The sequence below is a fragment of the Methanobrevibacter sp. genome (genome assembly GCF_045636185.1).
In the GTDB taxonomy this organism is placed as follows: Archaea; Methanobacteriota; Methanobacteria; order Methanobacteriales; family Methanobacteriaceae; genus Methanocatella.
Genome location: NZ_JAZTXC010000139.1, coordinates 1 through 15,314 on the forward strand (window position 1 = coordinate 1; position 15,314 = coordinate 15,314).

General features: G+C 34.2%; 8 protein-coding genes. 3 read left to right on the forward strand and 5 right to left on the reverse strand.

Annotated elements, in window-relative coordinates; translation table 11 throughout:
• Positions 1-109: 109 nt before the first annotated feature.
• On the forward strand, positions 110-7,051 hold the full coding sequence (locus ACKI3Q_RS07705; protein WP_407415864.1) for an AMP-binding protein: 6,942 nt from the start codon (positions 110-112) through the stop codon (positions 7,049-7,051).
• Between the two features lie 135 nt (positions 7,052-7,186).
• Here the strand turns inward: ACKI3Q_RS07705 and ACKI3Q_RS07710 are convergent, their stop codons facing one another.
• Genes ACKI3Q_RS07710 through ACKI3Q_RS07720 form a run of 3 tightly spaced genes read right to left on the reverse strand, consistent with a single transcriptional unit; the run spans position 7,187 to position 9,775 of the window.
• A complete protein-coding gene (locus tag ACKI3Q_RS07710; RefSeq protein WP_407415866.1) occupies positions 7,187-8,059 on the reverse strand; it encodes a triphosphoribosyl-dephospho-CoA synthase in 873 nt (290 codons plus the stop codon).
• Positions 8,056-9,060, reverse strand: a complete 1,005-nt coding sequence (hemB, locus tag ACKI3Q_RS07715; protein WP_407415868.1) for a porphobilinogen synthase — start codon at positions 9,058-9,060, stop codon at positions 8,056-8,058. Before hemB ends, ACKI3Q_RS07710 begins: the two co-directional genes overlap by 4 nt.
• Positions 9,061-9,079: 19 nt before the next feature.
• On the reverse strand, positions 9,080-9,775 hold the full coding sequence (locus ACKI3Q_RS07720; protein WP_407415870.1) for an endonuclease III domain-containing protein: 696 nt from the start codon (positions 9,773-9,775) through the stop codon (positions 9,080-9,082).
• Between the two features lie 39 nt (positions 9,776-9,814).
• Between ACKI3Q_RS07720 and aroC the strand changes: the two genes are divergently transcribed.
• Positions 9,815-10,909 (forward strand): chorismate synthase, encoded by a 1,095-nt coding sequence (aroC, locus tag ACKI3Q_RS07725; protein ID WP_407415872.1) that lies wholly within the window; start codon positions 9,815-9,817, stop codon positions 10,907-10,909.
• Here aroC and ACKI3Q_RS07730 read toward each other — a convergent pair.
• Together ACKI3Q_RS07730 and ACKI3Q_RS07735 are read right to left on the reverse strand one after the other, a co-directional pair.
• Entirely contained in the window at positions 10,903-11,835 is a 933-nt protein-coding gene (locus ACKI3Q_RS07730; protein WP_407415874.1) for an MBL fold metallo-hydrolase, read from the reverse strand. The genes aroC and ACKI3Q_RS07730 overlap by 7 nt on opposite strands.
• Before the next feature lie 9 nt (positions 11,836-11,844).
• A complete protein-coding gene (locus tag ACKI3Q_RS07735; RefSeq protein ID WP_407415876.1) occupies positions 11,845-12,759 on the reverse strand; it encodes a DUF2121 domain-containing protein in 915 nt (304 codons plus the stop codon).
• A gap of 253 nt (positions 12,760-13,012) precedes the next feature.
• Between ACKI3Q_RS07735 and acs the strand changes: the two genes are divergently transcribed.
• Positions 13,013-15,109 carry an acetate--CoA ligase alpha subunit gene (gene acs / locus ACKI3Q_RS07740; RefSeq protein WP_407415878.1) on the forward strand — a complete coding sequence of 699 codons (2,097 nt, stop codon included), beginning with the start codon at positions 13,013-13,015 and terminating at the stop codon, positions 15,107-15,109.
• The last annotated feature ends 205 nt before the right edge of the window (positions 15,110-15,314 follow it).

A 15,314-nucleotide genomic window follows, 5' to 3' on the forward strand; every position in this document is an offset into this window, starting at 1 on the left:
AAAAAATAGGTAAATTTATTAATTCATCATACCACATATTTAACCATATAATTATCAAAGTTACAATTATTTTTAATATTTGTTATATAATTTTCAAATAGGTGATTTAATGAAATCTGAAAGTATTAAATTCAAATTGGATAATATTTACAACTTATCCAATAATTCAAATTCATCCACAGAAAATATTGAAAATGATTATTTATCTCCACAGGAGTTAGAAAAAGAAGCTGATTACTGGAAAAATTATCTTTCAGATATTGAAAACTATGTCATATTTCACAATATCAAATCAGAGGATTATAAAAGTATAAAAATTCAATTAAAAAACGAAAAAAACATTGATTTTTTAAAAAAACATTCCATTTCCCAATTTGAGTTTATAACTGCAATATTTTCACTATATTTATCCAGAATTGACAGAACAGAAGGGTGCCTTTTAAAAACAATAATTTCAGACGATTTATCTTATAAAAATACCCTATTAAAAATCAAATATACTAAAGACACAACATTTATTGATTATTTAAACAAAGTAAAAGAAGTCCTGAATGATGCTGCCAAACATACTAAAATTGATATTGACAAATATGTTGAAGACATACTATCCTATTATTCCATTTATGATTTTGGCGATATGGCAGATATCAGCATTTTAACAGGCAGAGATTCTGCCCTAACGTTGAACATGTACGCCGATTCACTGGATCTTGTTTATAACTGCGATTTGTTTTCAGACATTTACATGAAACACATGGCAGCCAATATTGAATCTTTAATAGCTAATGTGGTAAAGGATTCCGGCCAACATATAAATGAGATAAACATTCTTTCCAGTGATGAGGTCTCATTACTTTCCAAGTACAGCAAAGGAAAGACATTTGAGGTCGATGAAGATAAAACATTATCAAGAGCATTTCGTGAAAATGCAATAGCCAGACCCGAATCAGTTGCAGTTGATGATGGGGTTAATAAAATAACCTACGGCGAACTGGAATACTCAAGCAATTCCATTGCTCATGATTTAAAAAATAATTACAATCTCGGTTTGGGAAGCCACGTTGCTTTGATGCTTCCCCGCAATTATCATTATCCCGAATTGATTTTGGCACTGAATAAAATTGGATCCTGCTTTATTCCAATTGACAGTTCATATCCAGATAAACGCATTGAACACATGCTGGATATCAGTGAAGCAGAATGCATCATTACAACTAAAGAACTTGGAAAATCCCGTGATTTTAAAATCACCACAATCTGCATTGAAGATTTAAGCAATGACAAGGATGTTGAACTGGATATTGTAGGCAATGGTGATGATTTATTAACAATCATGTTTACTTCAGGAACATCCGGCCTTCCCAAAGGAGTACCTTTTTCAAACAAACAATGTATATGGTCTTCTTTTTCCTTTAAACATGTTTTTAATTTGACACATGACGATGTTTTAGGATGTTATCTCAGTTTCAGTTTCATTGCATCAGTTGTAATCAATGCTTCATTAGTATTGGGAGTCTGTATAAGAATATTCAATGAAAAAGAACAAAAAGACAGCTTATTGCTGATTAAAGAACTTAAAGAAAATCCCATTAATAGTTTAATCTTACCTCCAAGCCTTGGTATTCCAATCATTGAAAATGAAGATTTAAAACTGGATTATCTTGTTTTGGCAGGTGCAAAATTAAACAAACTAATCGAAAAAGAAAGGCACACAAAAATAGTTAATTTTTATGGAACAACAGAAATCGTATTTGCCATTACCAAAATTTATGATTTGAAGGATATTCAAAGCAATAATGTGCCTATAGGAAGGCCGATTACAAATACATGGGTTTATATTTTAGATAAAGATGGAAATCAGATGCCATTAAATGTTCCTGGAGAAATTTGTGTTTCAAGCAGACATATAAGCCATGGATACTACAATAATCCTGAAATGACAAATGAAGTCTTTGTTGATAACCCCCATTGCACATGCCAGGCAAATGAAAGAATGTATCGAACAGGAGATATAGGATTTTATAATTATGACGGTGAAATCGAAATTATCGGACGTGAAGATGACCAGTTATCAGTTAGGGGTTTTCGTATTGAATCTGATGAAATTTTAAGCATAATGAAACAATACGACGAAATTTGCGATATTTATCTTGATGTTGACTATGATAATCTTATAGCATACTACACAGTCAATGACGCATTTGATATTGATACGGTTAAAGAGAAACTGAAAGCTGAATTGCCAAATTATATGATTCCTTCACTTTTTATTGAATTAACAGAAATTCCATTAAATCCAAATGGTAAAATAGACAAATTTTCACTTAAGGAAAATAATGTTGAAATCATTATCGGCGACGATGTAATGAATGTTGTGGCAAATGCTTTCAAAAAAGTTTTACACAGAGATTATGTTTTAATAGATGACGATTTCGTCGCATTGGGAGGAAATTCACTCTCTGCAATGAACCTGCAGATTCTATTGAAGGAAAAATTGGGCGTTGATATATATTCCCGAGACATAATGGAGTTAAGAACACCGGTCAACATTACCAACCACATCAAATATAATCTTGATGCTGACTCATCAGCTGACATCGATTACAGCTTTGATGACTATTGTCCATTATCCGAGTCCCAGCTGAACGTTTATCTGGATGAAATGGTTAACGACATGGGCACTGCTTACAACAATCCGTTCATGATTGAATTCAATAAGCATTATTCCGGTGATGAAATCAGAAAAGCTATTGAAAAATTAGCGGATGCATATCCGGTTTTATCTGCCAGAGTAATACAGAATAATGAAATTTTATCATTTAGTTTTGATGCAAAACCGCAAATCATCAATCAATTTGAAAATGATATTGTATCTTTTGTTCAGCCCTTTGAACTGGAAAAATCCTTATCCAGATTCATGATAGTGGAAAATGATAAAACAAATTGTCTGTGTGTTGATTTTCATCATTTAATCGTTGACGGAAGTTCTTCAAACATCATATTCAATAGCTTGATATCAATTCTTGAAGGCAATGACGTTGATTTTATTGACAATGGTATTTTAAGGCAAATTTCATTTGAAGAACATATTGATTCCGATTATATGAAAAATGCTCATGAATTCTTTGATTTGATGTTGAGTGATGTTGATGAAACATATGAATTATTGCCGTGTGTAAAAACTGATAATGAGAATGATTTCAAGTATAATGAGACTTTCAACATTGACAATGACAAACTGAACTCTTTTATCAATAATCATTCCATTACTCCAAACCAGTTTTTCTCAAGCGTTTTTGCCTACACATTATCAAGATTTACTGGCTTTTCTAAAGTTTTATTCAATCTTATTGATGACGGCAGAGGCCATATTGATTTATCCAAGTCCGCAGGAATGTTTGTTCGAACATTGCCATTACTTATCGACTGTAAAAATCAAAAAATCGATTCTTTTTTAGATTATTCAAGTAATCTGATTAACTCAGTCATGAAATATGATTTATATCCTTTCAGGATTCTTGCCGGAGAATATGATTTAAACTCAAACATCATATTTCAATATTCCCATGACCTTTTTTACAGTTTAATAAATGAAGAAAAACTGAATTATAAAGTCAGTGAGTTAAAGCATGACGTAATAGGTGATTTGTCATTTTATATCTTCAATGTGGAAAAGGACAAATTGGGAATCCAGATTTTATATAGTGAAAAATTCTCAAAAGACTTTATCGAGCATTTTGCAGAGTCCTATAAATTGATTTTAAAAGAGATAATGGATGCAGATGTTTTATCAGACATCAACTACACTCCAAAATCCGATTTGGATATTTTAAATAGCTATAATCAGACTGAAAATGATTTAAATTATCTTGATGTTTTGGATGCATTCAACAATAATCTGGCTAAATATCCAGACAATACACTTGTATCCTTCAAGGACAAATCATATTCATACAGCGAGGGAGCATTTATTGCAGATAAACTGGCCAAAAGATTAATCGAATTAGGAGTTAATTTACAAGATGCTGTTTCCTTTTTAGTTGAGCGTTCTGAATTATATATGTTTTGTACAATGGGGATTTTATCCATAGGTTGTATCTATGTTCCTTTAGACGATAATTTACCTGATGAACGCATTAAATTCATGTTAAAGGATAGCGGCACCAGTGTTGTTATTGTCAGCGACGAAACTCTTGAACGTGTACAGGATTTAACTGATGAACAAGCCATTCTTTTAAATATTTCAGATATTGTCAATGGTGATATTGCTATATTAGATGAATTACCTGTTGTTTATGGTGATTTAGCTTCTATTTTATACACTAGTGGTACTACTGGTGTTCCAAAAGGTGTTAAAATCACTAGAAAATCTATTTTGAATGTTTCTGAGTCTTATGTTGGGAGATATGAATTTAATAGTAATGATGTTTTTGGTTTGTTCTCTAATATTGGTTTTGATGCATCTAGTTTCATAATGGGTGCTGTTATAGTTAGTGGTGGTTGTCTTTGTGTAGTTCCAGAGGATATTCTTTTGAATATGAATAAAATGAATGAATATTTCATTGAACATGGTGTAACTCATGCATATATCACTACCCAGGTAGGTAAACTTTATATGCAAACTGTTGAGAATGTTGATTTAGATCTTTTACTTGTTGCTGGTGAAAAATTAGGTGAAGTTAATAGTCCTGAAGATTATTTATTAGTTGATTCATATGGTCCTACTGAAACATTTGCATACGTATCTTCAATTAAGAATTCAGATAAATTAGATTCAAGTTCCATTGGTACATTAAATTATAATATGAAATCTTATGTTTTGGATAGTGAGAGTAGGCGTGTTCCTATTGGTGCTGTTGGTGAGCTGTGTTTAGCAGGATATCAAATTGCTGATGGTTACTTGAATCGTGATGAGGAAACTGCTCATGCATTTATAATCAATCCATTTGATACTGAAGAGTATGGCGTTATGTATCGTACTGGTGATTTAGTGCGCATGTTGCCTGATGGTTCATTGGCTATTTTGGGTCGTTTAGATAGCCAGGTTAAAATTAGGGGAAATCGTGTTGAATTGTCTGAGGTTGAATCTGTAATTCGTGATATTGATTATGTTGAGGATGTTACTGTTCAAACTATTAAAAATGGATATAATTATGAATTAGTGGCTTATATTGTAATTTCCGAGGATATTGATGATAATGAGCTTACAAATAATGTTCAAAGTTATGTTGGTAACTATAAACCGGATTACATGGTTCCTTCATTTGTAATTAAATTGAAAAGTATTCCTTTGAATGTTAATGGTAAAGTGGATAAACAAGCGCTTCCTGATGTTGATTTTGATGTTCTGCAGGTGGAATATGTTGCTCCAAGGAATAAAAAAGAAAGAGATATTGTAAATGCATTTGAAAAAATATTTAACAGAGAAAAAATCAGCATTCATGATGATTTCATTCGTTTGGGAGGAGATTCCTTAATTGCCATTAAGCTGTTGTCTTATCTTGAAGAATATGATGTTACTACCTCAGAAATTTTAAATTTATGTACTCCAGCAGCTATTGCAGAAAATATAAATGACATTACTTTGGATTTAGACATTTATTCTGTAGATGAAGGATGTCCTTTAAATGGAAATCAGGCCAATCTCTTTGCAGACAGCATAATCAATGACAATTTTGACTTCTACCAGATTCCAAATTACATAAATATCCCTAAAAAATACGGCCTTGAAAAGATACTTGAAGCATTGGATAAAATGTTAAAAGTGCATCCGATTTTAAATATGCATTTAAGTGATTATTATGAAATAAGAGAGAAAAAAAGTCTGTATACCAGAATTCAGGACAATATAAATGTATTAAAGGAATTGGGAAATTCAGATAGTGATAAAAACGGGAAGGATGAGATTATAAATATACTTCGAAATAAAGGATGGAATATAAAAAGCATTATTGAAATGATTCCTATTGTGCTGAGACTATTCAAGGGAGAATATCCCTACATGGTGAAAGGGACAAAACCTCCTATTTCCATTGAACACGACTATAATGAAGATACTGTTAAAAATTTCCATGATGAACCTCTTGATTTATATAACTATTTATCCAGATTCAAAATTGTTGAATTGGATGATTCCTACATGTTATTAGCCAAATTTCATCATATTATTTATGACGGAATATCATCAAATGTATTTAAACATGATTTTCAGGTTTTACTTGATGGAGGTCGCGTTGATATTGATGATTCATTTTTAAGATTATCTGCCTTTGATCAGCAGATTAAAGATACAGACAAATATGTCGAAGCGGTTAACTTTTATGATTCAATGCTCAGTGACATTAGGGATGTAAAGGGCCTGATTAAAGATAATTTCTCAGAAGGATTTAGTATTACCACATTTGATTTTGAATTTAACTCTGATGCCATCAAATCATTTTTAAACAAAACAGGACTAAGTGAAAATGCATTATTCACCACCGTTTTTGCCTACACATTATCCAGATTTTCAGCAAGTGATAAAGTCTCATTTTCCATGATTGATAATGGCCGCGACAGATTTAATGATTATGATTCCATAGGATTGTATGCGGGTGTTGTGCCTTTATTGATAGACTGCAAAGACCAAAAAATCAATACATTCCTAGAATATTCATCAGATATTGTTTATAATGTGTTAAAGTATAATTATTATCCTCTTTTTTTAATTTCACAGAGATATGGTTTTGATGTTAATGTAATATTCCAGTATGTGCCTAACTGGATTGGCTATGATGTAATTGATAATGAAAACATTGGAATTTCCTCTTCTGCAGGTACAGGTGAGCTTATCAATGATTTGCTGGGAAGTACGGACAAACTGATTGCCGAATTTATTGTTCAGATGTTAGAAAATGATGAAAATTATAGCTTAATGTTTGTTTATTCAAATGAATATTCCGATAAAATGGTTAAAGATTTTGCAGACACATATAATTTGGTTTTATCAAACATTATTAATGCAAACACCTCATCTAATTTAAGCAGCATCTCAAAAAAAGATTTTAATTAATCAAAACCGAATGCAAATCAATCAATATTTTTCACATGTAATCACTTAAATGCATGGCTTTTTAGGAAGATATTCAATGAATTCGGGCATTTGAAAAAATTAAATTTGAAAATAGAAAAAATATAAAAAAAGAAATTAGAAGTAATCTTTTAGATTACTTACTAAAATAGAAGCTGCAGTCAAATCAGCAGTTGTTCCTGGATTATAACCATTATCATATAAATAATCATCAAATTCAGCAAGTTTTTCGGCAAAATCACTTTCATCCTTAAGTTTAAGCAAATCTTTTGTCATCATGGAGACTTTTAAAGCTGCATCTTCTCCTTCTTCTCTATAAATTAAAGTATCAGGAACCTGAGAAAGAATTGTCAAAAAGGTCATGACACATGCTTCATTCAATGATTTTTCCTTAAGTTCATGATAAGTCGGATAACCGATTTCAAAGACAATAGGCATGTCTGAAGTCATTTCCCTACCCAGCATGTCAAATGAAGCTGAAATCTTTAAAACATCATACATTGTCTGGTTATTTTTTCTTAAATCATCCTTAGCGGAGTCTGAAGTTACGTCATATTCGTCCACTTCACCCATACCTCCAGCAGCTGCTATGTTGATTGCATCATACAATTCACATGCATCATCTACAGTGGTATTTGCCATCAGCTTAACAATGTTTGGACGCAATTCATCAAAGCTGTCACTTATAGCTGCCGCAACCGCAATAGGTGTTGTCATCATCACAATACCCAAATTGGTGTTGTTGTGTATCCATCTGTCGGTTTCTGCTACAGCATCCTTAATGTATTTTCCCAATCTAGGGTTTTCAACATCAACGTCAGTACATGCTTCACGAACAGCATCTCCTATTACTATTCCACTAATTACAAAGTCTTCAAAGACCATATCATCATAATCACGAGTTCTGTGAACATTTCCAGGTTTCGGATATCCGCTGACTTCCAATGCAGAAGCAATCTGGGTTAGTTTTACAATATCATCTACATTCATTCTATCATGTCCTCCAGTAAAACTTTTGGTGCGAAGTTCGTTATAATCAAATCGGCACCAGCTCTTTTAATAGAAAGCAAGCTTTCCATTATTGCCCTTTCAGTCAGATAACCCTTTTCAATAGCTGCCATTATCATTGCATATTCACCGCTAACATTATATGCAACCAGCGGCAGCATAAATTCATCCCTTACTGACCTTACAACATCAAGGTAGGGCAGAGCAGGTTTAACCATTAAAAAGTCACAGCCTTCAATTACATCCAATTCACATTCGCGTATTGCCTCAACGGCATTTGCAGGATCCATCTGATAGCTTTTCCTATCTCCCTTATGAGGTGATGAACAGGCAGCCTGACGGAACGGTTCGTAAAATGCAGAAGCATATTTTGCTGAATAGGACATTATCATTACATTGTAGTAGCCGTTTTCATCCAAAGCCTGTCTGATGGCTCCGACTCTTCCATCCATCATGTCTGACGGTGCTACAATATCTGCACCTGCACGGGCATGGGACAGTGCCACTTTTGCAATATATTCAAGTGATTCGTCGTTTAATATTTCGATTCCATCATCAGTATCCTCATTTTCCACTATCAAACCGCAGTGGCCGTGTGAGGTATACTGGCATAAGCAGACATCACTTATTACAACAAGATTGGTTTGTTTTTTAAGTTCACGTATTGCTTTTTGAACAATTCCTGTATCGGCATAGTCCGGTGTTGCAATTTCATCCTTTTCATCTTCAGGAGGAATTCCAAAAACAATGATGGATTTCAATCCTTTTTCTTCCAATTTTTTTGCAAATTCCACACCGCTTTTTAAGGAGTATCTGTATTCGCCGGGAAGTGATGAAATTTCTTCCTTCTCATCCCCTTCTAAATCCTGTTTAAAATAAATCGGATAGATTAAATCTTCCTTTTGAAGCTTGGTTTCACGTACAATATCACGTATTTTAGAATTTTTTCTTAATCTTCTCATTCGAGTAATAGGAAACTGCATTTTATTTCACCTTCATATATTACTTAAATTTAAAATTATTTAAAATAGTATCATTTTCACCATATGGTTTTTTGGAATAAAAATTTTTGGCATGCTCCACTATCAGTGCATGGGATTCCTGATAGTCGTTTGCGCTGCCTTCAAAATTATCTTCAAACAGCTTTTTGATTTTATTATATGAGTCCTTTTCATCAATAATGCCCAAATGGGAAAATATCCTTCGAGTATATGCATCTACAACAAATTCCTTCTCACCATAGGCATACAGCAGTATGGAGTCACAGGTTTCCGGACCTACTCCTTTAACCGAAAGCAATTCACTTCTTTCAGGTGTCTTGCCATCAAGAGAAATATAGAACTCTGAAACATTTCTCAAATAATCATATTTCTGATTGAAGTATCCCGAAGGTTTAATAGCTGATTTAAATTCATCTTCATTCAGATCCAAAATTTCAAAAGGAGTTAAATCAATAAGTTCCTTAAGATTGATTATTGATTTTTCAACCTGAGGCCAGGATGTATTCTGGGTTAACACCGCTCCAACAATTATTTCAAACTTTTCGTTTGAATTTCTTGGAAAGGAATAATCTGCAGGATGATAACCCTTGGTTGAACCTGTTTTTGTAGGGTTTAAACCTCCATAATCAGTTATTGGCCACCATCCCTGATAAGAATAGGTATCCAAAAGCTTTTGAAATATTTTGTTCAAAGTCATTATTCAAGTATTAATACTTTAAATTAAATATAAATTACTATGTCAAACAAAATTGGGAAAAAATTTCAAATTACAAGTTTCGGTTCAAGTCATGGAGCCGCACTGGGAGCTGTCGTTGATGGCTGTCCGGCCAATCTTGAACTGACACAGGAAGATATTCAAAAAGAACTTGATAAAAGAAAACCTGGAACCAGCAGTGTTACCACACCAAGAAAAGAGGCAGATGAGGTTCAAATATTATCAGGAATTTTTGAAGGAAAAACAGACGGCACACCAATCACTGGAATCGTTTTCAATAGAAACCAGCACTCCAAAGATTATTCCATGTTCAAATCAACCCCACGTCCTTCCCACGGGGATTTCGGATGGATGACCAAATATGGAAACTACGACTATAATGGAGGAGGCCGCGGAAGCGGACGCGTAACTATCGGCCATGTAATCGGCGGCGCAATAGCTAAGAAACTTTTAAAGACACAAAATATTGAAATAATTTCCCATGTAACCCAAATTGGCAATATTAAAGCTGAAAAACTTCAATATGATGAAATAAAAGAAAATATTGAAAAGAATCCTGTACGCTGTGGAGATTTGAATGCGGCAAAGGAAATGGAAGAGCTGATTTTATCCAAAAAAGCCGAAGGAGATTCCGTTGGAGGTATTGTGGAGACCATCGCAGTAAATGTTCCTGCGGGCCTTGGCGAGCCTGTTTTCGCAAGACTTGATGGGGATTTAGCTCAAATACTAATGAATATAGGTGCTGTTAAAGGCGTTGAAATCGGTTTAGGCTTTGACGTTGCCAAAAAAAGTGGATCAGAAATCAATGATGAATACTTTATCGAAGATAATACCATCAAAACCAAAAGCAATAATTCCGGAGGCATCATCGGCGGCATGAGCAATTCAATGCCCATCATATCAAGAATTGCCGTCAAGCCAACCCCATCCATTTCCAAATGTCAGAACACGATAGACTTGGAAAGTATGGAAAATAAAAAAATAGAAATAAAAGGAAGACACGACCCCTGCATCTGTCCCAGAGTAACTGTAGTAGCCGAATCATCAACTGCAATCGTTCTTGCAGACCACATGATACGTTCAGGATTCATTCATCCAAGCAATTTGGACTATTGAAACCTGTGCCTTTGAATTAAATCCAATTCATCAGTTTCTCTGTTTTTAATTGCAAGTTTATCTGTATTTTTCCTTTCATAAGCAGATAGTTTGCTGTTTGAACCACGATATGGAGCATCAACATCCTTAAGTGATACTATACGTGCCCTTGCAGGATTGTTGTAATTAATGTCAAGAGACATTCCATCAAATGCGGCCAAAGTCTTGACACCGGTCAGTTTAGTAATTCTTTTGGCTTCAGAAATCGGATTGTTTGAAATCATCTTAAGGCCCAAATGAGTCATTATAGCCAGTTTAGGCTTGATTTCATTAACCAATTTAATGAATCCTGAAGTTGCCAAATGACCTTTTATTGATTTGCGGCCGGGACGCAACACACTAGCTATCAGGATATCAGCATCCTGATGGGCTTTGGACAATTCCGGAAAATAAGATGTATCTGCGGTATAGGATATTTTAAAATCCTTATACTCTATTTGAAATCCGATGCCTTTAGGGTCACCATGATTTGTAGGAGTGGCTTTGATTAAACAGTTATCAAAATACCTTATATCCCCTGCTTCAAGTTCCAAAACATTTGAATTGGACTGATGATATCTTGAAATACATGGACCCCAGGATTCAAAACCGGATAGGACACTATTTGCACCAATAACATATCCCTGATCGATTGTCATCCCCCGAGTCATCGCTTCAATCATTATTTCAGCATCATTATAATGATCAGTATGTGCATGAGAAACAAAAATACCATCGATATTTCTCGGATCAAGGCCAAACTGGTATGTTCTAACTAGAGCCCCAGGTCCGGGGTCAACATGATAATTCCTTCCACCCAGATTATCTATTCTAAATCCACCAGTCATTCTTCTTTGGTTGATAGCGGAAAACCTGCCGCCACCAGTTCCCAAGAATATAATCTTCATTTGTTTTCCTCATAGTGAACATAGGATAATATTACACGTTAATGGGGAACTGTTTCTTTTAAGGCATAAAACCTCATCTTTTATAACGACTTCATCACCAATCTTAATATCATCAGTATCCTTAAACATGATTACATTATCATTAGGCCCCGCTAAAGGTTTCCAATTGAAATTAAATGCCTGTGTTTTGTTATTTAATTTAACTTCAATCATCTTTCCGTCAATTGATTCCACCTTGCCGACAGACCCTTCGCTAATAATCTTATTAGCCAATTCAATTTCCCTGGTTTTCTGAATCATTTCCTCGGCTAGCTGCTGACGATATTTTGTTAAAACTTTAATATCCGCATCAATTGTTATGTTAAGATGTTTTTGGGCTTCAGAAGGGTTAAAATTTGGCTGTTGAATTAAAACATCAAAATCCTTACCTATTGATGGCGTTTTTTGAGCGATAGTTGACAATATCTCTTCAAAGATATCTCCCATCAATCTTAAACTGTGTGAAGCTTTCCATCTTTTCTGAATTAAATTTTCAGCCTGTTTTTTCGCATAGTCGTTTCCGAATAGGATAATGCCTTTTTCTCCCGCCTGACGAGACTTAGTCTCGGATCCAATTAATTCCACAATTTGATAACCATTAGTTGTGCCGTAAATCCTTTTACGTTTAGTCTCATGTGACCCTTTTGTACTGACTTCTCCCCTAATGGCATTGCCGACAATTCTCAATTTGTCCGCATCATCAGTTATTTTAATTGGAACATCGAGTTCATTTGACCTTTTTATAAGTTCTTCATCAGTTGTAATACTTCCGTCATACAATTCATCTTCTAATGCTTGCCTATTGTTACCAAAATAAGCAATGCGCCTTTTGTCACTGGCCATTACACAGCCTTTCTTTCCAACATATGCTATGATTAGACTCATATTCCTCCTCGCTTTAATCAAGTTTATAAATAATTTATATATATGTTTATTAATTCTAATATTAAATCATTTTCATTATTATGCAATTATTTTCAAATTAAAAATCGTTAAAAATTTTTTAAATGTTATATAAAGGTTTAAAACTAATTATTTAAACAATATCTTTATATAATAATAAAACAAAAAATAACAATATAATTGTTAATTATTTATCATTACAATTATAATGTTAAATGATAAAGGAGAAAATTTTATGAAAGACCTCAATAATATGTTTAAACCTGAATCTGTAGCAGTTATTGGTGCTTCAAATACCCCTGGAAAAGTTGGATACATTATTGTAGACAACCTAATTAATGACGGATTTGAAGGCAAAATATATCCTGTAAATCCAAAAGGGGGAGAGATTCTAGGTAAACAAGCATACGCAAGCATAAAAGACATCCCTGAAAAAGTAGATTTGGCGATAATCACAATTCCATCAGTCTTTGTAAATGAAACAGTAAAAGACTGTGGTGAAGTTGGCGTAGAAAACATGGTTGTAATTACCGCTGGTTTTAAAGAAGTCGGTGAAGAAGGAGCTAAAATGGAAGCAGAACTAACTGCACTTGGTGAAAAATATGGTATCAACATCATAGGACCAAACAGTTTAGGAATCACCGATTCCCATACACCGCTAAACGGATCATTCTCACAAATGATGCCGCCAAAAGGAAACATGGCATTCATCTCACAAAGTGGAGCTATGATGGTAGCAATTATCGATTGGAGCGTAACTTCAGGAATTGGATTCAGTAAAGTAATCAGCCTTGGAAACAAAGCTGGAGTAAACGAAATAGAGCTATTGCAATACTTGGCTGAAGACGATGAGACCAATGTAATCATCTGTTACTTAGAATCAATTTCAGATGACGATGACTTTGTCAGAACCATGAGGGAAACTGCAGTCAAAAAACCTATTATTGTTCTTAAATCAGGATCAAGCAGTGCAGGAGCAGAAGCAGCATCTTCACACACTGGTGCTCTTGCAGGAAGTGACCTTGCATTCGATACAGCATTTGGACAATCCGGAATTATGCGTGTAGAAACCATGGCAGAGCTATTCGATTTAGGTTTAGCATTTTCCAAAGCACCTCTCCCAGAAGGAAGTAATGTAGCCATCATTACAAATGCAGGTGGAGGAGGAGTTTTAACAGTAGACGCTATGGAAAAAGTAGGTTTAGACCTTGTTAAATTCGATGAAGAAACCACTGCTAAATTAAAAGAATGTATTCCTGATGAAGGTAGTGCAAACAACCCTATTGATGTATTAGGTGATGCGCCGGTACAAAGATACCAGGAATCACTAGACATCGTATTGCATGATGACAGAGTTGACAGCTTAATTGTCATGGTATGTCCTACAGCTTCAGCAGACCCTGACGGAATTGCACAGGCAATATTGGATGGTAGAAGAGACTCCAAAAAACCTATTATTGTAGTTAACATGGGTGGACCATCATTTGAAGATGCAAATGAAGTATTAAGAGAAAATGGTATTCCAACTTATGTTTTCCCTGAAACTGCTGTAGATGCACTTGCCGCAATGACCAAATTTGCCAGATTAGGCGACAAAGAATATGACGATGTTGTCGACAATATTACAGATGTGGACAAAGATGCAGTACAGGCAATCTTTGATAAAGTGAAAGCTGACGGAAGAGACACCTTGCTTGGAAGCGAAGCTTATGCTGTTGCAGAAGCATATGGAATTTCAGCAGCACCAATCAAATTATCAACAAGTGCTGATGAAGCTGCACAATTGGCTGAAGAAATGGAATTCCCTGTTGTACTTAAAATCGCATCAGACAAAATATTGCACAAATCAGATATCGGCGGAGTGAAAGTAGGAATAGCAACTCCTGAAGAAGCAAAAGAAACTTATGAAGAAATCATAGCTAATGCTAAAAAAGCTCACCCAGACATTGTACCTGACGGTGTTGAAGTACAGAAAATGATGGATTCAGGTGAAGAAGTCATTGTAGGTATGATCAGAGACAAACAGTTCGGACCAATGATTGCTTTCGGTATGGGCGGAATCTATGTTAACCTTATTGAAGACGTTTCATTCAAATTGGCTAAAGGTTTATCCTCTCAGGAAATCGATGAACAAATCGAATCCACCAAAGTTTCCCAATTGCTTGCAGGTTACAGGGGAGAAGCCCCTTGTGACGTTGAAGAAGTAAAAGAAGCTATCAAAAGAGTAGCTAGATTAACCTTAGACTTCCCAGAAATATCTGAACTTGATATCAACCCAATATTCGTTTACGAAGAAGGTTCAAGTGCTTTAGATATCAAAATTAAATTATAATTTCTCTTAACTGAGAAATTAATCTCTTTTTTATTTTTTATCATGATTTTGAATACATAATTAACCTCTAAACGCTGAAAATTTAGATGATGATTTAAATAAAATTACGATTGATTAAAATAACATTTTTAATGAAACATATAAAATAATCAATTGTTAATTAAAAAATAATTGTGACATATTATGAAATATGATTTGACAAACG

Bases quoted from the DNA above. Each gene is read 5' to 3' on its own strand.
- ACKI3Q_RS07705 (WP_407415864.1), top strand. From the start codon at position 110: ATGAAATCTGAAAGTATTAAATTCAAATTGGATAATATTTACAACTTA.
- ACKI3Q_RS07710 (WP_407415866.1), bottom strand. From the start codon at position 8,059: ATGAATGTAGATGATATTGTAAAACTAACCCAGATTGCTTCTGCATTG.
- hemB (WP_407415868.1), bottom strand. From the start codon at position 9,060: ATGCAGTTTCCTATTACTCGAATGAGAAGATTAAGAAAAAATTCTAAA.
- ACKI3Q_RS07720 (WP_407415870.1), bottom strand. From the start codon at position 9,775: ATGACTTTGAACAAAATATTTCAAAAGCTTTTGGATACCTATTCTTAT.
- aroC (WP_407415872.1), top strand. From the start codon at position 9,815: ATGTCAAACAAAATTGGGAAAAAATTTCAAATTACAAGTTTCGGTTCA.
- ACKI3Q_RS07730 (WP_407415874.1), bottom strand. From the start codon at position 11,835: ATGAAGATTATATTCTTGGGAACTGGTGGCGGCAGGTTTTCCGCTATC.
- ACKI3Q_RS07735 (WP_407415876.1), bottom strand. From the start codon at position 12,759: ATGAGTCTAATCATAGCATATGTTGGAAAGAAAGGCTGTGTAATGGCC.
- acs (WP_407415878.1), top strand. From the start codon at position 13,013: ATGAAAGACCTCAATAATATGTTTAAACCTGAATCTGTAGCAGTTATT.